At 55.0% G+C, this 22,345-nt stretch carries 20 protein-coding genes; 15 read left to right on the top strand and 5 right to left on the bottom strand.

What is annotated here, in order from left to right; genetic code table 11:
- Positions 1–65 precede the first annotated feature (65 nt).
- The 13 genes from LG323_RS05310 (at position 66) to gspN (ending at position 13,139) form a co-directional block, all read left to right on the top strand.
- Positions 66–1,733 carry a hypothetical protein gene (locus LG323_RS05310; RefSeq protein ID WP_404419681.1) on the top strand — a complete coding sequence of 556 codons (1,668 nt, stop codon included), beginning with the start codon at positions 66–68 and terminating at the stop codon, positions 1,731–1,733.
- Positions 1,730–2,653 carry a type II secretion system protein GspC gene (gene gspC / locus LG323_RS05305; protein WP_404419680.1) on the top strand — a complete coding sequence of 308 codons (924 nt, stop codon included), beginning with the start codon at positions 1,730–1,732 and terminating at the stop codon, positions 2,651–2,653. Before LG323_RS05310 ends, gspC begins: the two co-directional genes overlap by 4 nt.
- A gap of 3 nt (positions 2,654–2,656) precedes the next feature.
- Entirely contained in the window at positions 2,657–4,579 is a 1,923-nt protein-coding gene (gspD, locus tag LG323_RS05300; RefSeq protein ID WP_404419678.1) for a type II secretion system secretin GspD, read from the top strand.
- A gap of 2 nt (positions 4,580–4,581) precedes the next feature.
- Entirely contained in the window at positions 4,582–6,045 is a 1,464-nt protein-coding gene (gene gspE, locus LG323_RS05295) for a type II secretion system ATPase GspE (RefSeq protein ID WP_404419676.1), read from the top strand.
- Positions 6,046–6,193: 148 nt separating this feature from the next.
- The gene (gene gspF, locus LG323_RS05290) at positions 6,194–7,414 is read left to right on the top strand and encodes a type II secretion system inner membrane protein GspF (protein WP_404419674.1); all 1,221 of its coding nucleotides are present in this window, start codon (positions 6,194–6,196) and stop codon (positions 7,412–7,414) included.
- A 254-nt stretch (positions 7,415–7,668) separates the two neighbouring features.
- Positions 7,669–8,100 carry a type II secretion system major pseudopilin GspG gene (gspG, locus tag LG323_RS05285; protein WP_404419672.1) on the top strand — a complete coding sequence of 144 codons (432 nt, stop codon included), beginning with the start codon at positions 7,669–7,671 and terminating at the stop codon, positions 8,098–8,100.
- The gene (gene gspH / locus LG323_RS05280; RefSeq protein WP_404419671.1) at positions 8,100–8,594 is read left to right on the top strand and encodes a type II secretion system minor pseudopilin GspH; all 495 of its coding nucleotides are present in this window, start codon (positions 8,100–8,102) and stop codon (positions 8,592–8,594) included. The genes gspG and gspH overlap by 1 nt, the downstream gene beginning before the upstream one ends.
- Complete coding sequence (gspI, locus tag LG323_RS05275) at positions 8,584–8,976, top strand: type II secretion system minor pseudopilin GspI (RefSeq protein ID WP_404419669.1); 393 nt, start codon at positions 8,584–8,586, stop codon at positions 8,974–8,976. The genes gspH and gspI overlap by 11 nt, the downstream gene beginning before the upstream one ends.
- Positions 8,973–9,608, top strand: a complete 636-nt coding sequence (gspJ, locus tag LG323_RS05270; RefSeq protein WP_404419667.1) for a type II secretion system minor pseudopilin GspJ — start codon at positions 8,973–8,975, stop codon at positions 9,606–9,608. The genes gspI and gspJ overlap by 4 nt, the downstream gene beginning before the upstream one ends.
- 157 nt (positions 9,609–9,765) lie before the next feature.
- Positions 9,766–10,770, top strand: a complete 1,005-nt coding sequence (gene gspK / locus LG323_RS05265; protein WP_404419665.1) for a type II secretion system minor pseudopilin GspK — start codon at positions 9,766–9,768, stop codon at positions 10,768–10,770.
- A complete protein-coding gene (locus LG323_RS05260; protein WP_404419663.1) occupies positions 10,754–11,881 on the top strand; it encodes a hypothetical protein in 1,128 nt (375 codons plus the stop codon). The genes gspK and LG323_RS05260 overlap by 17 nt, the downstream gene beginning before the upstream one ends.
- Complete coding sequence (gspM, locus tag LG323_RS05255) at positions 11,878–12,321, top strand: type II secretion system protein GspM (protein WP_404419661.1); 444 nt, start codon at positions 11,878–11,880, stop codon at positions 12,319–12,321. The genes LG323_RS05260 and gspM overlap by 4 nt, the downstream gene beginning before the upstream one ends.
- Entirely contained in the window at positions 12,318–13,139 is an 822-nt protein-coding gene (gene gspN, locus LG323_RS05250; protein WP_404419659.1) for a type II secretion system protein N, read from the top strand. The genes gspM and gspN overlap by 4 nt, the downstream gene beginning before the upstream one ends.
- Here the strand turns inward: gspN and LG323_RS05245 are convergent.
- From LG323_RS05245 to LG323_RS05235, 3 genes are all read right to left on the bottom strand, one after another.
- On the bottom strand, positions 13,136–13,969 hold the full coding sequence (locus LG323_RS05245; RefSeq protein WP_404419657.1) for a class I SAM-dependent methyltransferase: 834 nt from the start codon (positions 13,967–13,969) through the stop codon (positions 13,136–13,138). The two genes, gspN and LG323_RS05245, sit on opposite strands and share 4 nt — an antisense overlap.
- A 1-nt stretch (position 13,970) precedes the next feature.
- Positions 13,971–15,428 carry an NADP-dependent succinate-semialdehyde dehydrogenase gene (gene gabD / locus LG323_RS05240; protein WP_404419655.1) on the bottom strand — a complete coding sequence of 486 codons (1,458 nt, stop codon included), beginning with the start codon at positions 15,426–15,428 and terminating at the stop codon, positions 13,971–13,973.
- 492 nt (positions 15,429–15,920) lie between these two features.
- On the bottom strand, positions 15,921–16,343 hold the full coding sequence (locus tag LG323_RS05235) for a hypothetical protein (RefSeq protein WP_404419653.1): 423 nt from the start codon (positions 16,341–16,343) through the stop codon (positions 15,921–15,923).
- A 209-nt stretch (positions 16,344–16,552) separates the two neighbouring features.
- Here LG323_RS05235 and LG323_RS05230 point away from each other — a divergent pair, with 209 nt between their 5' ends.
- Together LG323_RS05230 and LG323_RS05225 are read left to right on the top strand one after the other, a co-directional pair.
- Positions 16,553–17,260: a response regulator transcription factor gene (locus LG323_RS05230; protein ID WP_404419651.1), complete on the top strand. Its 708-nt coding sequence runs from the start codon at positions 16,553–16,555 to the stop codon at positions 17,258–17,260.
- Between the two features lie 92 nt (positions 17,261–17,352).
- Positions 17,353–19,617, top strand: coding sequence for an Orn/Lys/Arg decarboxylase N-terminal domain-containing protein (locus LG323_RS05225; protein ID WP_404419650.1), 2,265 nt, complete (start codon positions 17,353–17,355; stop codon positions 19,615–19,617).
- Between the two features lie 41 nt (positions 19,618–19,658).
- Here LG323_RS05225 and cysN read toward each other — a convergent pair whose 3' ends face one another.
- Positions 19,659–21,353, bottom strand: a complete 1,695-nt coding sequence (cysN, locus tag LG323_RS05220; protein WP_404419648.1) for a sulfate adenylyltransferase subunit CysN — start codon at positions 21,351–21,353, stop codon at positions 19,659–19,661.
- Positions 21,353–22,270 carry a sulfate adenylyltransferase subunit CysD gene (gene cysD, locus LG323_RS05215; RefSeq protein WP_310697164.1) on the bottom strand — a complete coding sequence of 306 codons (918 nt, stop codon included), beginning with the start codon at positions 22,268–22,270 and terminating at the stop codon, positions 21,353–21,355. Before cysD ends, cysN begins: the two co-directional genes overlap by 1 nt.
- Positions 22,271–22,345: the final 75 nt, after the last annotated feature.

Genomic DNA, 22,345 nt, shown 5'->3' with positions numbered 1-22,345 from the left:
TTCAAATCCTGTTATCCGTTAGTATTAAAGGATTTTCATAAGCTTTTTTCAGGGACACTCTATTCATGCCCAAGCTTTCGCGCCGTCGTTTTCTTCAGGCTTCTTTTGCCAGTGCTGCTGTTGCGGGCTTTTCTGGTTGTGCTTCTTCTTCGCCCGCGCTCAAGCGTTCACCGCCTGTTGAGGGTGAATTGCAGCTGCTGTTTTATGCTGATACTCACGCTCACTGGCAGCCGGTGGTTCCTCACCCGGTGGCCAATCATTTAGGCCCCATGGCTTTGCTCGGGCAGGCTCCTTATCTCACCGAATTCAGTCGTCTGGCGGCTCTGGGTATTGCTGAAAACACTTCGGCAGCCGCCTGGTTGACGGCTTCGGGCGCACGCCATCAGGCAGGACAGTTGGGGCGTATGGGGGGCTATGCGGCCTTGTCGGCGGCTTTGCAGGAACAAAAAAATGCACTGGGCGAAGAGAAAACGCTGACTTTGGAAGGTGGGCAATGCTGGAGTGGCAGTGGTCTGGCGCAGATGTCTTCGGGTCGTCATGGGCCGCTGTCCAGCCACTGGCTGGGTGCTGAGGTGCGGGTGGCCAGTGAGGAACAACGCTTGTGGCCCTCTTCTTATTCGGATCTTTATTCCACTTTTCAACGTCCTGTACTGAGTAACAAGCAGCCGGTGGCTTACTTCCACAAGGGTGGTGTTGAAGTGGCGGTGGTGGGCGTCACCGACCCCGCTTTGCAGGAAGAGGAGTTTGCCGAACAGGACTGGCTGGCAGGTATTCAGCAGCAGGTGAAGGAAGCCGGGCAGAGAGCTTCACTGGTACTTTTGCTCTCCGATGCTGGAACCAACCCCAACTTCTGGCTAGCGCAACAATTGGAAGGGGTGGATCTGATTCTGTCTTCACGCAGTCAGGATCTCTGGCCGCAGTTGGTTTATCCGCGTCAGAATAATGCTGCACCAGTTCCTGTTTGCTTGGCGGGCAGTCAGGGGCAGGGGTTCTTTTCCATTCAGGTGAAATCAGGTGGTTCCGGCTGGAAGCTGGATGCTGAATTTCATCCGATCTGGGCAGAGCTTCAGGAAGCAGATGCCGAAGTTGCAAGCCAGATCAGCCGCTTGCGCGCGCCCTATGCCGGTTGGCTGGATCAGCCACTGGCAACAGCACCGGGCTGGTTGTATCGGCGTGATGCGCTGGCGGGCAGCTGGGATCAATTGATTGCCGAGGCGCTGAAAACCTCAGGCGCTGATCTGACCTTTGCGCCGGGTTTGCGCCATGGTCTGGCGGTGGCACCGGGTGAAGCGATTACCCGTGAACATCTTTTGAGTCTCACAGCGGGTTTTGATGCCCCGGTGTTTAATGTCGGTGCCAACCGGCAGCAATTGCGTTCGCGCCTGGAGGCAGGGGCCAGCCAATGGTTGAGCGAGGCCTTGTTCCTGCACACCAGCGAAGACCTGCCGCGTTTGACGGGCAGTCATTATGTGCTGCGCTATCAAGCTCAGGCAGGGCAGCGGGTCTCCGAACTGGAATGGCCTGCACCCTCCACCAGTGAACAGGTGCGGGTAGCAGGCTGGTCGCTTTATTATCAGGGGGAAGGTGCGCCCTTATGGCAACTGCTGGAGGATTGGCTGCGTCAACGCCCTGAAGACTGGCAACTGCCGGATATTGAGAAACCCAGTCTGGCGTTTGTGGAGGGTCATCCCGGCTGGCATCCTGAGGCCTTGCTGGAAAAGGGTGCTTCGTGAAGCGTTTGTGGATGCTGGCCGGTTGGGCGCTTGTGGCCTGGATGGTGGCGCTCTTCACCTGGAGCTTTCTGCAGTGGCTTTACCCTCTTCCTGAAGCCGCGCCTGCGGCCCGTAAAACGACTTCTTCCGCCCCGGAGGTTCTCTGGATCAGTAATCTGGATCAACACTGGGTTGCTGCTGAAGAAAGTGAGGAACCAGCTGTGGTTGCACCGGTTCAGCGCAGTCGTCTGGCGGTTCAAGTGCAGGGGGTGCTTTATTCCACAACCCGCGGGCGTTCGGTGGTACTGTTGCGGTATCGTAATCAGGATTACACCTTGTCGGAAGGGGATGAACTGGAACCCGGACTCAGGCTGCAGGAAATCCAGCGTGACGCTCTTATTTTCAACCGCAATGGGCAGTTGGAAAGAGTGGATCTGGAACTGGCCTCCGAAGCTGACCCCCAGGAGCGCAGCGCACTGCTGGATCAGTCGGATCAAGGTGAAAGAGCCAGCCAGTCTGCTTCCTCGCGTGAAAACAAGCCCACTCCAGAGCGCAGTCAGACTTCACGGGATGAATCCCCGACTGAAGAGCCTGCCCGGCAGGAAAGAGTGGGGACCCGCGCCCTGGAAGAGGCTTTCGGCCCGGATTTTCGTGAATCCCTGGTGCGTGATCCCTTACAGCTGATGCGCCATATTACGGTGTCTCCACACAGCGAAGGCGGTCAGTTGCAGGGTTTTCGGATCAGGCCGGGTTCGGACCCTGAACTTTTCAACAGCCTGGGTTTGCAGGAAGGTGATCTGGTGGTGGCAGTGGACGGTACCCCGGTGAGTGATACTTCAGCCATGATGGGTCTGCAGAGTCAGTTGGCAACCGCCAGGGCAGTGGATGTGGAACTTGTGCGTGATGGTGAGCGTTTGTTATTCAGTTTAGAAATGGAGTAGTCCGTGAAAGCACTGCTGACAAAAATTCTGGTTTTGCTGCTATTTCTGCCGTCAGTCGGTTGGGCAGAGGAGGAGCGCTTCTCGGTCAATCTTCAGGATGTGGAGCTGTCCGAGTTTATTGACAGTGTCGGGCGGATTACCGATCGCACCTTTATGGTTGATCCCCGAGTGCGGGGCCGGGTCAGTATTCGCAGCCAGCGCGAATTAACGGCTGACGAGGTGTATCAGGTTTTTCTTTCCCAGTTGCGGGTGAATGGTTTTGCCGTGGTGGAGCTGGACGACCAACGTCTGAAAATCGTACCGGAGCAGACCGCCCGCCTGGAACCCATTCGTGTGGAATCCGCTTCACCACCCAATTCGGACGGTCAGGATATTATGGCCACCCGCGTGGTGGAAGTTCAGAACTCCAGTGCCGCCCAGCTGGTTAATATTCTTACGCCCCTGATGGATCGACGCATCGGGGTGATCACCCACTATGAACCTTCCAACCTGCTGATTCTGACGGATTGGGGCACCAATCTGGAAAGGCTGACCCGCCTGGTGCGCCGGATCGATACGGCCAGCAGTGATGATCTTGAGGTGATGGTTCTGGAGCATGCTTCCGCCACGGAAATGGAACAACTGCTGAATCAGTTGATGCGCCGGGAAGGCAGCGGCGGCCAACCACCTAAAATTCTTTCCGATAGTCGCCTCAATCTGCTGATGGTGCGCAGTGATGAACAGACCCGCAATGAAGTCCGGCGTCTGGTCACTGAGCTGGATCAACCGGTGGAGCGTTCGGCCAATACCCAGGTGTTTTATCTGCGCCATGCCTCGGCAACCGAAATAGTCACTCTGCTGCAAAATCTGTCTGCAAGCGAAGAGTCCAGTGAGGAGGGCGGTTCCAGGCGTGAGTTGAATATTCAGGCGCATGAATCCACCAATGCCCTGGTGATCTCGGGCAGCCCGGATCAACTGCGGGAAATGCGCCTGATCATTGACCAGCTGGATATTCGTCGTGCCCAGGTGCTGGTGGAAGCCATTATTGTCGAGATTTCCGAAAACCGGGCTAAAGAGCTGGGAGTGAGCTGGCTGTTTGCCGATCCCGGTGAGGCTTCCGTTCCTCTGGCTTCGGGTAATTTTGGGGGTGGACTGGATGGACTGGCCCAAGGTTATAACGATGGAGGGAATGCCGGGGCTTTATCCGCCTTGGCCGGTTTGCAGGGGCTTGCATTAGGGGTTGGGCGCATTGCCAGTTCGGGGATCAATTTCGCAGCGATTCTGCGTGCCCTTGAGTCGGAAACGGATGCCAATATTCTTTCCACACCCAGCATTCTGACCATGGACAATACCGAAGCTTCGATTCTGGTCGGTCAGGAAATTCCCATTATCACTGGTTCCACGGCGGGTGATAACAACACCAACCCCTTCCAGACCATTCAGCGTCGGGAAGTGGGCATACGTCTGCAGATCAAGCCCCAGATCAATGACGGTGATTCAGTGCGCCTGGAAATCCTGCAGGAGGTTTCCAATATTGAAGATGCCACTCGCGAGGAAGGCATCATCACCAATAAACGCGAAATCACCACCACGGTGATGGCGGATAACAATGACATTATCGTACTGGGGGGTCTGATTCGAGAAGACGAGCAGGAAATCTTCAGTAAGGTGCCCCTGCTGGGAGACATCCCTTACCTGGGTGCGTTGTTTCGTTCCACCAGCATCAGTCGTGAAAAACGCAATCTGATGGTGTTCATCAAACCCCAGATTCTGCATGACCGGGATGCTCTGGCCTCTGCCAGCAGTGAGAAATACCGTTATATGCGCGCCGCTCACCTGCTCAGGAATGCTGACAGTGATCGTCTGGCAGAATGGGAGCCGCGTGGAGTATCCGGGCAGACTCTGACTCTGGAAGACCTTTTTCCGGCCCGTCGGGAAGTGCGCTGATCATGGTGGAGTTGCTGCCTTACCGTTTTGCCAAGCGCTTTGGTCTGCTGGTTGAACCTCAGGCCAATGGACAGTTTGTGCTGGTTGCCGAGCAGGGGGCCGAGTTCAAACAAATGCAGGAAGTGATTCGTGTCCGGGGAGAACCGGCCCGCCTGGAATGGCTGAGTCAGGAAGATTTTGCCCGACATCTCTCGCGGGCCTATGATGCCGGGCGGGCCAGTACCTCCGAACTGATTGAAGGTCTGGAAGAGGTCAGCCTGGACAGCCTGATGGAAGAGCTGCCTGCCATTGAAGACCTGCTGGAAAGCGAAGGTGAAGCCCCGATTATTCGTTTGATCAACGGGCTGTTTTCCGAGGCTTTGCGTCTTTCGGCTTCGGATATTCACATTGAAACCTTCGAGCAGGAATTGCTGGTGCGTTTTCGTGTGGATGGCGTGTTGATGGAAGTCATGCGTCCACCGCGCAAGCTGGCTCCCATGCTGGTGTCGCGCATCAAGGTCATGGCGCGGCTGGATATTGCTGAAAAACGCCACCCCCAGGATGGCCGGATCACTGTTCGTGCTGCCGGTCGGGAAGTGGATATTCGTGTTTCCACCCTGCCTTCGATTTACGGTGAACGCGTGGTGATGCGCCTGCTGGATAAGACCGCCGCCCTGATGGGCATCACCGAACTGGGCATGCCGCAAAAGGTGGCCGAACGTTATCAGCAGATCCTGCAGCAGCCCAATGGGATCCTCTTGATCACCGGCCCGACCGGGTCGGGTAAAACCACCACCCTTTATGCCAGTCTGAACCAACTCAATGATTCCAGCCGTAATATTCTCACCGTGGAAGATCCGGTGGAATATGCCATTGCCGGCATCGGCCAGACCTCGGTGAATGTCAAAGCTGGAATGACTTTTGCTAAAGGCTTGCGGGCCATTCTGCGCCAGGACCCGGATGTGGTGATGATCGGGGAAATCCGTGATCTGGAAACCGCCTCCATTGCTGTGCAATCCAGTCTGACCGGCCACCTAGTGCTGTCCACTCTGCACACCAATTCCGCCCTGGGGGCAATCACACGTCTGCGGGATATGGGGATCGAACCCTTTCTGCTGGCGTCCAGTCTCAAGGGCGTTATGGCCCAACGTCTGGTCAGACGTTTGTGCAGTCATTGCCGTGAACCCCGCCCGGTGAGAGACAGTGAACGCCAGTGGCTGGGTCAGACCGGAAGGGAGCTGGAACAGGTCTGGGAGGCTAAAGGCTGTGGACACTGCCAGCAGACCGGCTATCTGGGGCGTGTCGGGCTTTATGAATTTGTGCCGATTTCTCCGCGCTTGTCGGACATGATTCACGAGGGTGCTGCCGAAGCGGATATGGCCCGTGAAGTCTTCAGTGAATGGCCGGATTTGCTGGCTGCCGGTGTTGAGCGCATTGCCAGAGGTGAAACCACTCTGGAAGATGTTTTACGAGTCACCCGGAGCTGAAAAGCTTTTGATTAACGTCATGAGCGCAGGTCAGGCAAGGCAAAATTGATCGAAAAAGCGGAGTTTACAGACAAGTAAATGAGTATTTTGAGAGAGATTTTAACGCAGCATCACCAAGCGTAATAGTTAATCATAGGTTTTCTAGACGATGGATTCTTTTCAATATCAGGCTCTGGACGCCCAGGGCAAAACCCGCAAAGGGGTTCTGGAAGCAGAAACCGAGCGTCATGCCCGTCAGCTGTTGCGGGATCAGGGGCTCTTCCCCCGTAAAGTCGAACGCAGCTCAGTGGAAAAATCCAGGGGAAAAGTTCGGGCCAAACCCCGTGCCGGACATCTCGCCCATGATCAGAAAACCCTGTTCACCCGTCAGTTGGCCACCCTGGTTGCAGCGGGCCTGCCTCTGGAAAATGCTCTGGAAACTCTGAGCAAGCAGGCGGAAAATGACAAACAACGCAGCCTCTTGCTGGGCTTGAGAACCCGCGTTCGTGAAGGCCACAGCCTGGCCGAGAGTCTGCAGAACTGGCCGAATACGTTTGAAAATCTTTATGTGGCTCTGGTGGCTGCGGGTGAAAAGGCCGGTCGCCTGGATCAGGTGCTGATGCGCTTGGCTGATTATCTGGAAACCAGCCAGAAACAACGCCAGAAAGCGACCATGGCACTGGTGTATCCAGTGCTGCTGACACTGGTTTCCCTGGCCATCGTGATTGCCCTGATGAGTTTTGTGGTGCCCCGAATTGTCAGCCAGTTTGAGCATGCCGGCCAGACCCTGCCTGCGATTACCCGTGGGCTGATCTGGTTGAGTGATGCCATCCGTGACTGGGGTGTGGCTGCGGCAATAGTGCTGGCGTTGTTGCTGGTACTGATGCGCTTTTTATTGCAAAAACCGGCGATCAAACTGGCCTGGCATCAGCGGATTCTGGGCCTGCCCCTGCTGGGTAAACTCAGCCGTGCCCTCAATACCGCGCGGCTGTCACGGACGGTGGCGATTCTGACCGGCAGTGGTATTCCCCTGCTGGAAGGTTTGAAAGTCGCCCGTGGAACTCTGGGGAATATCTATCTGCAACAGAAGGTGGAAGTGGTTGTCGATCAGGTCAGAGAAGGCGTTAGCCTGCATCGGGCGCTGGAAGCCAGTGGTGAATTCCCGCCGATGATGGTTTACATGGTTGCCAGTGGTGAAGCCAGTGGTGAGCTGGATCAGATGCTGACCCGCGTGGCGGATTTGCAGGATGGCGAATTCCAGCAGAAGGTGGATGTCAGCCTGTCGCTGTTTGAGCCTTTGATGATCTTGTTTATGGGTGGGGTGGTGCTGACCATCGTGCTCGCCATCCTGCTGCCGATCATGCAGTTGAATAATGTATTGAATTTGTAGGGGCTGCTCAGCCGGGTGCTTTTGCAAGGTAATTGGCTGAAAATCTTACCGCCCCTGGAGTTTTGTGGAACACGGCTGCAAGGCACCGCCATTCAGGACGCGTGAATACATCCCTGTAAGCTCTGGCTGCAACTTCCTGTTGCAGACAGCCTGAATTGGCGGCACCTTGCATCCATGGCGCTATCCGGCTTGCGAGTAAGCAGCTGTACTGAATGAGTATTCGAAATTTCAAGCGAAACTGAAGGAAGTGAAAAATGCAGCGTGTAAAAAAACAAAAGGGTTTTACCCTGCTGGAAGTGATGGTGGTGCTGGTGATTATCGGCCTTCTGGTGGCGATTGTTGCGCCCAATGTGCTGGATAATCAGGACAAGGCCATGGTGCAGAAAGCCAGGGCGGATCTGTCCAGTCTTGAACAGGCGCTGGAGATGTACCGCCTGGATAACTTCAATTACCCCACTACAGAGCAAGGCCTGGATGCTTTGGTGGAGAAGCCCAGTGTGGCACCGGAACCCAAAAACTATCGCGAAAATGGCTATATTCGGCGTTTGCCCAGCGACCCCTGGGGAAATGACTACCAGTACCGTCAGCCCGGTGAACACGGTCGAGTGGATATCTATTCTCTGGGTGCCGATGGCCGCGAGGGTGGAGAAGACCTGAATGCCGATATCGGTAACTGGCAGCTCTAGTGAAACAGCGGGGGTTTACGCTGCTGGAAGTGCTGGTGGTGGTGTTTATCATTGCCCTGACCACTTCACTGGCGGTGGTGACTCTGGGGCGGGACGATCAGACTCAGGTGGATCAGCAGGCCCGGCAGTTGCTGGAGGATTTCACCTTTGCTAGGGATCTGGCTTTGAACCAGCACCGTCTGGTGGGCTGGCATGTTCAGGAGCAGGGTTATTATTTTTCGATCCGAGACTCCCGCGGTGTCTGGCAGAAGTACACTACTCGCGGTTTGCCGGAACGGCCCTGGAAGCAGGGTGTCAGGCTTGCGGAAAAACCCGAAGGGCTGGAAGGTGAAGAGGGGGGGGACGCAGAGGAAGTGGCTCAGCCCAGTCTGGTGTTTTTTCCCAGTGGCGAAGTCACTCCGGCGACTCTGACCCTGATGCTCGGCGATACACAGCGTCAGGTGCGTTTGCAGGCACAGAGTTACGAACTTCTGGATCTGGGTGATGGCAATTAAACAGCAAGTACATGGGCAAGCTGATAAACAACAGGGTCTGACTCTGGTTGAAGTGCTGGTGGCGCTTTTCATTCTTGCGATTATGGCCGGGGTGGCCAATGAAGTGGTTAGCCGTGCCATTGACATCCGCCTGGCTGCGGAACAAAGGGCGCTGGGGCAGTTGTGTGCTGATAACCTGCTGGTTGAATGGATGCTGCGTGAAGACTTTCCCGAAGTGGGTCGTGAAGAAGGCGAAGAGGATTATGGCGATCAGACCTGCTTCTGGCGGGTGGAGGTTCAGGGAACGCCCTTGCCGACGATGCGGCGTGTGGATATTCAGGTTTTTTCTTCTTCACAGCGTAGCTATCAACTGGCTGGAATGTCCGGGTTTGTCGGGCAATGAAGATCAGAAATGAAAAGGGTTTCACCCTCATTGAAGTGATGGTGGCTCTGGCTATCATGGCTGCCCTGGCGGTTGCTCTGACTCTGCTGGTTTCACAAGTGCTGGATGCCCGTTCCCAGTTGAGTGAAGCCCGTCAGGAAGGAGCCGAAAAGCTGGTGGATTTTCTGACCCGTGTGGATCGGCAGCTCAACCAGTTGGTGGTGCGCAGGCCGCATGAGTTGGGACAAGGCCTGGGTGATGGCTCTCTGTTGCTGATGAATGATGCCCGTGAGCTTTACTGGGTCAGTGCCGGACAGTGGGTGCTGCCGCTGCAGGATTACTCCACCCGTCTGCGGCTCTGGCGATTGCAGTGGGATGATGAGGAGGAGCAACTGACTCTGGCCGCCAGCGGGTTGCTGGATGCTGCAGAAGAACACTCCTGGACTCCCGTGGATCGCTTGCAACAGGTGACGGATCTCAACTGGGCCTTTTACCACCAGCAAAGCTGGCAGACCACCCTGCCCGGCGGTCAGCTTCCTGCAGCAGTACGCCTGAGTCTGACCTGGAAAGGCGAAGACTACCAACGCCTGATGTTGCTGCCCGAAGCCATTCGCATTACTCCTGCCGGTTCCTCAGGAGGCGGCGATGGTTAAAAAATTCATTAACGTCATGAGCGCAGGTCAGGCAAGGCGAAAGGATTTGAAAAAGCGGAGTTTACCAGCAGTAAATGAGCATTTTGAGAAGAGTTTCAACGCAGCATCACCAAGCGCAATAGTTAATCAGGGTGGGGTGGCGCTGCTTTCGGTATTAATGATTCTGGTCGTGATCACTCTGGCACTGACCCAGATACAGAATGCCAGCCGTCAGGATCTGGAACGAATTGAAGGCCGCTATCTGCAACAGCAGGGCTGGGCTTATATGCTGGGGGCTGAAACCCTGGCGCGTCAGGTACTCACGGATGGACGCATTCGTGAACAGCCTCGCTGGTGGAATACCCTGCGCGGCGAGCCGGTGGCCTATCCGGTGGATGAGGGGATGCTGAGTCTGACCGTGACCGACCTGCGCAGCTGCTATAACCTCAATCATCTGGCCGGTCTGAATTCTCAGGAAGCCAGCCTGGATTTGCAAAGTCTTTTGCCCTGGCGCTTGTATATCAACCAGCTGGAACAGGAAGATCGGTGGCTGGAGGATCTCTTGCCGGAAGAGTTTCTGGATCGTGCCCGTGACTGGATGGATGCGGACAATGAAGCACTGGTGTATGGCGCAGAAACCGGACAGTATCTGCTGCAGGAGCCACCCAGAGTCGCTGCCAATCAACCTCTGGTTGATTTGAGTGAAATCAACTGGCTGCAGCCGGAAAATCGCAGCCGTTTTCGGCAGTTACCGGCGGGCATCTGTTTATTGCCGGATACCCGTTTACGCTTGAATATCAATACGTTGCCCAGACAACGGCTGCCTCTGCTCTGGGCACTGATGGAAGGGCAGGTGCCCCTGGTCGCTCTGGAAGAATGGTGGCAGCAACGCCCGGAAGTGGGTTACACCGCTCTGGCTGAATTCTGGGGTGATCTGGGTGAAACCTGGTTGCCCGAAGATTCTGCCTGGCGGCAAAGGGTCGGGGGGCGGCTGATGTTTGTCAGTGATTATTACCGGGTCAGCATTGAAATGAATTTGAATGACAGGCAACTGATTTTTGAAAGCGACATTTATTTAAGCCCGGATGCCCAGACCCGTGTGTATGCCCGGCGCTGGGGACCGGTGGATGGGCGTATCAGTTTGCAGGACAGAGTGCAGGAAGAAAATGAAATCACTGATTGAGCAATTCGTTAAACACAAGGCTGCCCCCCGCCGGGATGAACTGGTGATTCGCCTGGCGGTGACGGCGGATGATGACCAGCTCTGGTGGCTGCCTGTTGCCTCTGCGCCTCGGCAGATCAGCTGGCCGGAAGCTGCCGAGCTGAGCTATAAACGACCGGCGCAGGTGTTGCTGGATGCCCGTGGCCTGCGTCTTGACTGGCTGCAGTTGCCACCGGGGGTCAAACCCGGTGAGGCAGAATTGCTGCTGGAAGATCAGCTTTGTCAGCCTCTGGAAGAAGTTGAAGTACTGCCCTTGCAGAAAAAAGGTCGCCAACTGCTGACCGCAACTCTGGATCATCGGCAGGCAGAGGCCTGGCAAACCCGCCTGGAAAGCCAGGGTGTTCGCGTTGATCGCTGGATTCCCGAAGCTCTTGCCTTTGCTCAGGCCAGCCCGGAAGATGATCTGGTGCTGGCAGAAAGCGGCTGGGTGTGGCATTACCAGGCCGACGAGCAGAAGCTTTTACTCTTGCCTGAAACAGTGCACCAGGCATCCGGGCTTCTGAAAGGTTCTCTGCCACTGGAAACCGAGCAGCTGCCGCAAAAGGCTCTGGTGCCTTTTCTGGCAGAACACCTGCCACCCCAAGTCAACCTCTGGCCTTCTTCATCCTTACAGGCTCTTCTGCGTCCTTTGCGTCGAATCAAACAACTCAGAACCTCCTTCGCCCTGATCTTTCCCTGGTTGCTGGTTGTGGTTTTTCTGGCGGGTCATCTGTCTTTTCAGCAACTGGCTTCGGCCGACAGCCCGGCTCGTCAGGAACAACTGGAGCAGCTTGCGCGTGAGCTTCTGGGCGAAGAGGTGCCCTTGCGAAACCTGCGTCAACAGGCACAAAGACGCCTGGAATTGCTGCAGGAACATCGCCAGTGGCAGCAGCAACGCCTGGATGCCTGGAGTGAATTGCAGCAAGTGCTAAGCCGGCTGGATCATCTGGAATTGCAGGCATTGAGCCTGGGTGAGCAAGGCCTGACGGCTCAGATAGAGGGTGTTGAGGCAGCTGATCAGGCCCGCTTGCGCCAGTTGGATGGACACTGGACTTTCACTGACAGGCAAGCCCGTTGGGAGAATTCACTATGATCCATCAACTCAAGGACTACTGGGCCGGATTGGAGGCCCGAGAGCAGCGCCTGATCAAACTGGGCGGACCGGTTATTATTTTGCTGGCCCTCTATCTGCTGGTCTGGGAGCCTCTGCGCGAAGGCCATGAAGCAGGCGCTGGGGCTCAGCAACAGAGTGATGATGAGCGTTTGCTCAGTTATCTGCAGGGGCTGCGTGGGCAACTGCAACCGGTACAAGCCATGACTGAGCGTCGCTGGCAGGCGCTGGCTCAGAGTCAGGGGTTGCGTCAGGTCCAGGCCAATGAAGAAGCCGGGCGCTGGTTGCTCAAGGCTCAGGCAGGAAGCCAGCATCAGGTACAGCGCTTTTTACAGGCTGCAGCCGAGCAGGGCTGGCACTGGGATGCTGTGCAAATGCAAGAGCGTCCGGTGAAACTCAAAGTGGAGTTGCGTCCTCTATGAAATTTTTAAAGAAAGCCCTGCTGGTATTGCTGCTGGTGTTCCTACTCGGTTGGATTTTCCTGACCACCCTGATCCATCAAGCTCCGATGGGCTGGCTGGTTTATCAGGCTCAGCAGGGTTGGATAAGCCGTTACCTGCCTGCTCAAACCCTTCAGCAGGTGAAGCAACTTGATGCCCAGGCTTTTGAAGGGCATCTGGGTCGGGGCCAGGCCCGTGATCTGCAAATGGCCGGTGCTGAAGTCGCTCTGGTGAAATGGCAACTGCCCTGGTGGCGTCTGGCGCTTTTGCAACCAAGACTTGATGTGCAACTCGGTGAAGAACCCCTGCCCTGGCAAGTGCGCCTGGCACTCAGCCCGACTGGTTCGGTGAAACTGGGTGTTGAAGCTGGAAGTCTGGAAGTTATTCAGGGCTTGCCGGTAACCTTGCAGGGACGCCTGGAAGGACAACTGCAGGCGCAGTTTCAAGTCCAAGAGGGTCAGTTGCAGTGTCTTGAATTCCAGGGCAACTGGCAAGGGGTGATTCGCCTCAAAAACCCCATGACTGTTGATCTGGGGCGGGTTGGTTTGGAGCCCGCCTGCCCAGCAGTTGACGAGCTTCACTGGCACGCGACCTCCACGATTGCCGATGAGCATGAGTTGGAGCTGGAAGGCCAGGTTACTACTGAGCGCTGGTCTTTCACCGGTGAAGCCTGGGTTGATGAAACAGCCCAAATGGCCACTTTGTTAAGAATGTTGGGCTGGCGCAATCAGAGTGCAGCACGGGAAGGAGAATCAGCTCCCGGTCAGCGACTGGAAGCCAAAGGAAGCGGGCGTTTTTAAACTTTCTGCCAGCCCGCCTGAAACAGTCTGACCTTGCCACTGGCCAGATTATCCATCAGGTTTTTACCCATTTGCAGAAAGCGGGGGCCGAAAATCAGTTGCGGGGTGAGGATCTGTGCCTGGCCGCGGGTTTCGCGTTCGGTGTGTTTCCTGCGCCACTGCAAGGCTTCTTCGGTGACTTCTTGCTGGAAGATGGGTGCAAAACCTGCTTCTTGCAGCAAGAGTTCCAGTTCTTGCGGTGTTTTCAGATGGCTGTGGGCGGCTTCTTCCGCCCAGGGGACCGGCAAGGCCAGGGGCTCAGGGTTTTCGCCCTGAAACACTTCATGAAGCAACAAGCGACCACCCGGTTTGAGTACCCGGTGGATTTCCTGCAGCCCCTGCTGGAGATCCGGTAGATTCATCAGGGTATGCTGGCTCCAGACGGCATCAAACTGCTGATCTTCCAGCGGTAATTGCTGGGCATCGCAGCAGATGAACTCACTGCGCGCATCCAGCCCGGTTGCCTGGCTTAACCAGCGTGCGACTTGGATAAAGGGTGGGGTGATATCCACCCCGACCACCTGGACGCCATACTCCGCTTCCAGCAGGCGACTGCTGCCGCCGGTTCCACAGCCCAGATCCAGAACTTTTTGTCCGGGTTGGAAGCCGGCTTCATCAGCGAGTTCGCGACTGGCCTTGCGACCCCCGACATGCAACTGGTCGATGGCTGCCAGGTCATCCAGAGTCAGTTGCTCGGGGTTGAGTCCTTCAGCCACCAGAGCTTCGCGCAAACGCTCGGCCAGATGCGTATCGGCATAATGCTCAGCCAGCTTGATCTTGGTTGCTGGCATCCTAAACGCTCATGCACAGATATTTCATTTCCAGGTATTCTTCAATACCGTGGTGGGAGCCTTCGCGTCCCAGGCCGGAGGATTTGACGCCACCGAAGGGCGCAATTTCCGTGGAAATGATACCGGTGTTGATGCCGACCATGCCGTATTCCAGGGCTTCAGCGGTTTTCCAGACGCGGCTCAAGTCTTTGGCATAGAAGTAAGCCGCCAGACCAAATTCAGTGTCATTGGCCATTTGGATCACTTCTTCTTCATTCTGGAATTTGAAGAGAGGGGCAAGAGGTCCGAAGGTTTCTTCGTCGGCCAACAGCATGTCCTGGCTGGCCCCAGTGATAATGGTGGGGGTCATGAAGGTGCCGCCTTTAGAGTGTTTTTCGCCCCCGGTATGGATTTTGGCACCCTTGCTGAGGGCATCTTCCAGGTGACGGTTGACCTTGTCTACGGCTTCCTGGTTGATCAGGGGACCGATGCTGACGCCTTCTTCAAAGCCATCACCGACTTTCAATTTTTTGACAGCCGCACTGAGTTTTTCTGCAAAGGCTTCATAAACACCTTCCTGAACGTAGATGCGGTTGGCACAGACACAGGTCTGACCGGCATTGCGGTACTTGGAAAGCATGGCTCCTTCCACGGCAGCATCCAGATCGGCATCATCAAAAACAATAAAGGGGGCATTGCCACCCAACTCCAGGGAAAGCTTTTTGATGGTCGGGGCACATTGTTCCATCAGCTTGCTGCCGACAGCGGTTGACCCCGTGAATGAAAGTTTGCGCACGGTGGGGTTGGCGCACATTTCTGCACCCACTTCGCGGGCGTTATTCACATCAGCAGGCAGGATGTTGAGAATACCCGCTGGAATACCGGCCCGCTGGGCCAGTTCCGCCAGGGCCAGAGCGGAAAAAGGAGTCTGAGGGGCTGGTTTGACGACCATGGCACAACCGGCAGCCAGTGCTGGAGCCACCTTGCGGGTGATCATGGCGGCCGGAAAGTTCCAGGGGGTGATGGCAGCCGCCACACCGATGGCCTGTTTGATGACCAGAATACGCTTGTCAGGCTGGTGGCCGGGGAGGGTTTCCCCGTTCACCCGCTTGGCTTCTTCAGCAAACCATTCTACAAAAGAGGCGGCATAGGCAATCTCGCCCTTGGCTTCTGGAAAGGGCTTGCCCTGTTCCAGCGTCATGATGCGACCCAGGTCTTCCTGGTTTTCCATCATCAAGTCAAACCATTTGCGCAGACAGTTGCCTCGCTCCTTGGCGGTCAGAGCTTGCCAGGCGGGCATGGCCGCTTCGGCTTTTTCAATAGCTCGCCGGGTTTCTGCCTGCCCGAGGTTGGGTACTTCTCCCAAGAGTTCATTGTTGGAGGGGTTGTAGATTTTGGTGGTTTCACCTGAGTCTGCTGAGACCCATTCACCATTGATCCAGGCCTGTTGACGAAAAAGGTTCTTATCTTTGAGTTGCATGATGTTCTCCAGCCGATCCTAGGGGTTACGGTTTTGTCCAGAATAACAGCCTCATGTGGGGCTTGTCAGCTGTTGATAGAATTGCTGCCCTCTGTCAAGTGTCCACAGGTCGGAATTTAATTTTTTCTTAAGATCAGGTGACCCTGGACGGAGCGGCCCCAAGCCCTGGAAAACACAGGCCGCTTTCTGGTCATGTCAAGGGGGTTGTTGGGGTTGATTTTTTAAAATTCTTTAAAATCAATAAGATAAAATATGTTCTGGATATCTTTCCTGCTTTGTGGAGAGGATCGCTACTCGGGTGGTGTCTTTTTAGTCAATCTGTCATTGACCTAGTTGTTATGGGAAACAGGGACGCTTGCCACAGGGTTTTTAACAGATTTATCCACAGTAAATGTGTATAACTTGGTCGGAAAAAAGAGGCAAAAAAAAGGAGCAGCTTCAGCTGCTCCCGGTGCAATATTCGCACTCAAGTCAATCGACGAAAAAAGGGTTCTACCAGCCGCAAGCCATGGGAAGTGACCGAACAGGAGGCTGATAGCGATCCAAGGCCAGGCGTACACCCGGATCGGTGTCTTCTAAAAGCTGACTGGTAAACTGCTGATCCAGGTCATCACGTTTGGCCAGGGCCAGACGGATGGCAGCTTCTTCATCTTCCAGCAGGTATTGCATGGCTTCAAAGCTCAGGTTTCCATGGCAGGCAATCATGTAGCGCACCCTGGGGCTGGGGTGCCTTGCCAGCTCATCGACGAGGGAAGCAGGTAGCCGTGGGTTCTGAGCCAGAATAAAGGCCAGTTTCGGGTGCTTCTCAAAAATCTGCAGCCAGTCACTGTCACTGGTTTCCAGGAGCGAAGCCAGTTGTAATTGCAGTGGGTCTTTGCTTTGCAGCAATTCCAGAAGCTGTTGATGGGTTGCCATGAATCCACCTCAAATAGCTGATGCCATAAAAAACTTAGACCTAAGTATAGCTATTATGTAGAAAAACTACAAGAGTGGGCTTTGTGGTAATACTTTGGTCTTTTATGTGGGCTTTATGGATTGGGTTGTCCAGTTTTTCTGACAACTTCTGGTTCAAGATGGGTTAATCTTTGCTTAATCAGAGTTTGGTGATAAACCCGGAGATGCCCATGGGCCATGAACTTATCCAGCAGGTCATGCTTGTTGATTCCCGACCCGAGCCGAGAGGTCTACTGGCAAAGCAGCTGTCTCTGGAAGGTGTACAAACCGAACAGGCAAGAGATGCCGGGGAGTTTTTGGCACTTTGGGACTATCATCGCTACGACCTGGTGGTTTTGGGCGAATTTCAGGATGAAAGCAGCCTGGTGGTGCTGCGCAAATTACGCCAACGCGATGATGTGCCTGTGTTTCTGATTGCCGAGTCGGAGGAAAGTCAGCGTTTGGCGGCCTTGGAAATGGGCGCGGATGATGTGCTTTCACAAGGGTGCTCCCAGCGTGAACTCCTGTTGCGAATCAGGAATTTTTTACACCGCCGTTTGCGTCAGCAGAATCCCGGCTTTAAGGTCAAGCAAAAAACCTGGTCCTTTGCGAACTGGACTCTGGAAGAAGGAACCCGCCTGCTGGTTAACCAGGAGGGGCAGACGGCGCGTTTGACCCGTGCTGAATTTGATCTGCTTCTGGCGCTTGTCAGAGCCGGAAACCGGCCGTTATCCAAAATGCAGTTGAGTGATGCTGTCGGTCGAGGCAGCCTGGATACCAGCCCGGAAACCATAGCGGTGCTGATTCACCGTCTGCGCAAGAAGCTGGGTTGCAAAGAGGTAATTCAGACGCTTTCCGGGGTGGGTTATCGTTTGCCGGAATGTGAGCTGGTGACCTGAAATAAAAGACAGCATTTTTTTCTGGTCAGCAACCGGATGATGGGTTAGATTGCGCGCTTTATCCTCTGCTTGTTTTAGGTAGGTGCGCACGCATGAAATTTCGCTTCCCTGTCGTTGTTGTTGATGAAGATTTTCGTTCTGAAAACATTTCCGGTTCCGGTATTCGTGATCTGGCCGAGGCCATCGGCAAGGAAGGCATGGAGGTAGTCGGTTACACCAGTTATGGTGATCTCACCGCCTTTGCCCAACAGGCCAGTCGCGCCTCCTGTTTCATCGTCTCCATTGATGACGAAGAATTTGCGGATCATGCCGAAGAAGGCGTGGATAAAGCCCTGGATCAGATTGGCCGTTTTATTCGTGAAGTGCGCAAGCGCAATGAAGAAATTCCCATTTTTCTCTATGGTGAAACCCGCACCTCCCGGCATATTCCCAATGCTATCCTGCGTGAATTGCATGGTTTTATTCACATGTTCGAGGATACGCCGGAATTTGTGGCCCGCCATATTATCCGCGAAGCGAAAAAATACCTGGAAGCTCTGGCACCGCCTTTTTTCAATGCCTTGATGGACTATGCCAGTGACTCTTCCTACTCCTGGCATTGCCCCGGCCATTCCGGGGGCGTGGCCTTCCTGAAAAGCCCCGTGGGGCAGATGTTCCACCAGTTTTTTGGTGAGAATATGCTGCGTGCCGATGTCTGCAATGCCGTGGATGAGTTGGGCCAGCTGCTGGATCACACCGGCCCGGTGGCCGACAGCGAGCATAACGCAGCACGCATTTTTGGTTGCGATCACCTGTTTTTTGTCACCAACGGTACTTCCACTTCCAACAAGGTGGTCTGGCACTCCACGGTGGCACCAGGGGATGTTGTGGTTGTGGATCGCAACTGCCATAAATCCATTTTGCATTCGATCATCATGACCGGAGCCATACCGGTGTTTCTGATGCCGACCCGCAATCATTACGGCATCATCGGCCCGATTCCCAAGAGCGAATTCACCGCTGAGGCGCTGGAAAAGAAAATTGCCGAAAATCCCTTTGCCCGCAATGCTGCCAACAAAAAGCCACGCATCCTGACCATCACCCAGTCCACCTATGACGGGATTCTTTACAACGTCGAAGAAATCAAAAAGGTGTTGGGTAATCGGATTGATACCCTGCATTTTGATGAAGCCTGGCTGCCTCATGCCGCCTTCCATGAGTTTTACAAAGACATGCATGCCATTGCCGATGACCGGCCACGCTCGGAAGAAACTCTGGTGTTTGCCACCCAGTCCACCCACAAGCTGCTGGCGGGTCTTTCTCAGGCTTCGCAGATTCTGGTGCAGGACAGCCAGACCCGTAAGCTGGACAGGCATCGTTTCAATGAATCCTACCTAATGCACTCTTCAACGAGCCCTCAGTACGCGATTATTGCCTCTTGTGATGTGGCAGCAGCCATGATGGAAGAGCCCGGTGGTCGTGCCCTGGTGGAGGAATCCATCCATGAAGCCATCGATTTTCGCCGCGCCATGCGCAAGGTGGATGAAGAATTTGGTGCCGATGATTGGTGGTTTCAGGTCTGGGGGCCGGATCAATTAACCGAAGGCGAAGGTATTGGTGACCGGGATGATTGGGTGATTCATTCCGGTGATACCTGGCATGGCTTTGGAGATATAGAAACCGGTTTCAATATGCTCGACCCCATCAAGTCTACCATCATCACCCCAGGCCTGGATGTGAATGGCAAATTTGATGATCAGGGCATCCCGGCCGCCATTGTCAGCAAATACCTGGCTGAGCATGGCATTATCATTGAAAAAACCGGCCTCTATTCTTTCTTCATCATGTTCACCATCGGCATTACCAAGGGCCGTTGGAATTCCATGGTCACCGAGTTGCAACAGTTCAAGGATGACTATGATCGCAACCGGCCGCTTTGGCGGGTGATGCCGGAATTCGTCAGCAAACACCCCCAGTACGAGAAAACCGGCCTGCGGGATTTGTGTGACTCCATTCACCAGGTTTATCGTGAATACGATCTGGCCCGGATCACTACGGACATGTATCTGTCAAAAATTGAACCGGCCATGCTGCCTGCGGATGCCTGGGCAAAAATGGCCCACCGACAGATCGAACGCTGCCCGATTGACGAGCTGGAAGGTCGCATCACCGCCATGCTGGTGACTCCCTATCCACCGGGGATTCCCCTGCTGATACCCGGCGAGCGTTTCAACGCCAGCATCCTGCGCTACCTGCAGTTTGTCCGCGACTTCAACCAGCGCTTCCCCGGTTTTGAAACCGATGTGCATGGCCTGGTGCATGAAGAAGTCGAGGGTGTGGAAGGCTACTACATTGATGTGGTGAAGGAAGAGGGATAATCAGCCTGCAGAGCCCTCTCCCTGGGCTCTGTAGGGGTCGATCAAATAATACGCAGCTCTTTAAGTTTCTGGAAGAGACTTTGCACTGCGGTGTCGGCTTGCAGGTTCAGAGGTGCTTCCAGTCCGCTGATCTGGGCCTGGAGTTCCTTCTGATCTGAAGCACTGGCCGTGAGCAACAGGAAGCCTTTGCTGAGCAGCAGTTGCTCCAGTGCTGGCTGCTGGCGAGCCAGGTCAGTGTTGAGTTCTTCTTCGGTCAGCTGCAGCGGCAGGCGTCCACGATCAAACAGCAGGCGTTCCAGTTGCTGCAGCAGTTCGCGTCTCAGGTTGGCGTCTCCGCCACTGAGTTCGATTTTTGCGGGTTGCTGTCCCAGACGTGCTGTGCGCTCTTCTGCGGTGACGGCTTGTTTGCTGATGCCGTGGCTGGCTGCATCTTCTCCGGCCTTCTGGATCATACCGGCAGCGGCTGTGGCCTGATTAAGGCGGTCGATCAGGATGAAACTGCCGGTGCCGGGCAGATCCAGGTAAGCATCAGTCGCCAGAGGTTTTTCCAGTTGGATTTCCACCCGGGCAATTTCATTGAGTTCCAGGCTGGAAGTAGCCTGGTGCTCCAGGGTGTTGACCTCGGTTTTATAGTGCAGAGCCGTGATACGGGCATTGATCTGACTGCTGCCCAGTTTGAGCAGATAGGTTTTGCCCTGGACCAGGGGTTCTTCAGCCATCCACACCAGTTCGGCTTCAAAGCGATCCAGTACCGGCGGCTCTTCTCCGGTGCGCACCAGCAGGTCGCCCCGGGAAATATCGATTTCATCTTCCAGCGTCAAAGTCACGGCCATGGGCGCATAGGCCGATTCCAGCTCACCTTCATAGGTGACGATGGATTGGACGCGACTGGTCTTGCCGGAGGGCAGGGCTGTAATGGAATCGCCGGGCTTGACCTGCCCGGAGGTCAGAGTCCCGCAATAACCGCGAAAATTCAGGTGAGGACGATTCACATACTGCACGGGGAAACGCAGCGGCTGATGGCGGGTATCCGCCTGGGTGTCCACACTTTCCAGCAGCTCCATCAGTGGCTGACCTGCGTACCAGTCCATGTTCGCTGAGGGGCTGACGACATTGTCGCCATCCAGAGCGGACAGGGGTACAAAATGCACTTCGGGCAAGTTCAGGCCTGCCGTGAATTGCAGATAGTCGTCACGGATCTGGTTGAAGGTTTCTTCGCTGTAATCCACCAGATCCATCTTGTTGACGGCCACAACCAGATGCTTGATGCCCAGCAGCGAGACCAGATAGGTATGGCGGCAGGTTTGTACCTGAACCCCTTTGCGGGCATCAATCAGAATAATCGCCAGCTCACAGTTGGATGCACCGGTAACCATATTGCGGGTGTACTGCTCATGACCCGGTGTATCGGCAATAATGAATTTGCGCCGGGTGGTGGAGAAATAACGGTAGGCGACATCAATGGTGATGCCCTGTTCGCGTTCAGCTTGCAGGCCATCGACCAGCAGGGCCAGATCCATGGTTTCGCCCGTGGTGCCACTGGTTTTGCTGTCCTTTTCCAGGGCTTCCAGCTGGTCTTCATAGATCATTTTACTGTCGTGCAGCAGACGGCCGATGAGGGTGGATTTGCCATCATCAACACTGCCACAGGTTAAAAGGCGCAGCAGTTGTTTGTCTTCGTGCTGTTTGAGATAGGCGTGAATATCTTCAGCGATCAATTCTGACTGGTGGCTCATTAGAAATAGCCCTCCATTTTTTTCTGTTCCATGGAACCGCGCGCATCCTTATCAATCATGCGGCCCTGGCGCTCGGAAGTGGTGGTCAGCAGCATTTCCTGAATAATGTCCGGCAGGGTGGCCGCTTCGGATTCAATGGCGCCGGTCAGCGGGTAGCAACCCAGGGTTCTGAAGCGCACGGATTTCATCTCGGGCTTTTCACCGTCTTCCAGGGGCAGGCGTTCATCATCGACCATGATCCAGGTGCCATCGCGCTCAACTACAGGACGTTCAGCAGCATAATAAAGAGGGACAATGGGCAGGTTTTCCAGCCAGATGTATTGCCAGATATCCAGTTCCGTCCAGTTGGACAGGGGGAAAACGCGAATGCTTTCGCCTTTCTTGACCTGGGTGTTGTAGAGATTCCAGAGTTCCGGGCGCTGGTTTTTCGGGTCCCAGCGGTGGTTCTTGTCGCGGAAGGAGAAAATACGCTCCTTGGCGCGGGACTTTTCTTCATCCCGCCGGGCACCGCCAAAGGCAGCATCAAAACCGTACTTGTCCAGCGCCTGCTTGAGGCTCTGGGTTTTCATGATGTCGGTATGCAGGGCCGACCCGTGAACCATGGGGTTGATGTTCATATCCACCCCTTCCTGATTGATATGCACCAGTAATTCCATACCCGCCTCTTTCGCCATGCGGTTACGAAACTCGATCATCTCACGGAATTTCCAGGTGGTGTCCACGTGCAGCAGTGGGAAAGGCGGCGTACCTGGCGCAAAAGCCTTGCGCGCCAGATGCAGCATCACAGTGGAATCCTTGCCGACGGAATAGAGCATCACCGGGTTGTCAAAACTGGCGGCCACTTCACGGATAATGTGAATGCTTTCCGCTTCCAGTTGCTTGAGATGGGTAAGCCGCTCAGGGGCTGGCTGAAGCATGTGATAAACTCCTGTTGATTCTGATTGGCAGCAGTATGCCTTGAGTTTATTCAAACCAAAAAGAATATCTGGGAA

Source organism: Marinospirillum sp. (assembly GCF_044810985.1).
GTDB lineage: Bacteria > Pseudomonadota > Gammaproteobacteria > Pseudomonadales > Halomonadaceae > Marinospirillum.
The sequence above is the reverse complement of the archived record's forward strand: the minus strand, read 5'-3'. Positions and strand labels throughout refer to the sequence as shown.

Bases quoted from the DNA above. Each gene is read 5' to 3' on its own strand.
- LG323_RS05310 (WP_404419681.1), top strand. From the start codon at position 66: ATGCCCAAGCTTTCGCGCCGTCGTTTTCTTCAGGCTTCTTTTGCCAGT.
- gspE (WP_404419676.1), top strand. From the start codon at position 4,582: ATGGTGGAGTTGCTGCCTTACCGTTTTGCCAAGCGCTTTGGTCTGCTG.
- gspF (WP_404419674.1), top strand. From the start codon at position 6,194: ATGGATTCTTTTCAATATCAGGCTCTGGACGCCCAGGGCAAAACCCGC.
- gspG (WP_404419672.1), top strand. From the start codon at position 7,669: ATGCAGCGTGTAAAAAAACAAAAGGGTTTTACCCTGCTGGAAGTGATG.
- gspI (WP_404419669.1), top strand. From the start codon at position 8,584: ATGGCAATTAAACAGCAAGTACATGGGCAAGCTGATAAACAACAGGGT.
- gspJ (WP_404419667.1), top strand. From the start codon at position 8,973: ATGAAGATCAGAAATGAAAAGGGTTTCACCCTCATTGAAGTGATGGTG.
- gspK (WP_404419665.1), top strand. From the start codon at position 9,766: ATGATTCTGGTCGTGATCACTCTGGCACTGACCCAGATACAGAATGCC.
- LG323_RS05260 (WP_404419663.1), top strand. From the start codon at position 10,754: ATGAAATCACTGATTGAGCAATTCGTTAAACACAAGGCTGCCCCCCGC.
- gspM (WP_404419661.1), top strand. From the start codon at position 11,878: ATGATCCATCAACTCAAGGACTACTGGGCCGGATTGGAGGCCCGAGAG.
- gspN (WP_404419659.1), top strand. From the start codon at position 12,318: ATGAAATTTTTAAAGAAAGCCCTGCTGGTATTGCTGCTGGTGTTCCTA.
- LG323_RS05245 (WP_404419657.1), bottom strand. From the start codon at position 13,969: ATGCCAGCAACCAAGATCAAGCTGGCTGAGCATTATGCCGATACGCAT.
- gabD (WP_404419655.1), bottom strand. From the start codon at position 15,428: ATGCAACTCAAAGATAAGAACCTTTTTCGTCAACAGGCCTGGATCAAT.
- LG323_RS05235 (WP_404419653.1), bottom strand. From the start codon at position 16,343: ATGGCAACCCATCAACAGCTTCTGGAATTGCTGCAAAGCAAAGACCCA.
- LG323_RS05230 (WP_404419651.1), top strand. From the start codon at position 16,553: ATGGGCCATGAACTTATCCAGCAGGTCATGCTTGTTGATTCCCGACCC.
- LG323_RS05225 (WP_404419650.1), top strand. From the start codon at position 17,353: ATGAAATTTCGCTTCCCTGTCGTTGTTGTTGATGAAGATTTTCGTTCT.
- cysN (WP_404419648.1), bottom strand. From the start codon at position 21,353: ATGAGCCACCAGTCAGAATTGATCGCTGAAGATATTCACGCCTATCTC.
- cysD (WP_310697164.1), bottom strand. From the start codon at position 22,270: ATGCTTCAGCCAGCCCCTGAGCGGCTTACCCATCTCAAGCAACTGGAA.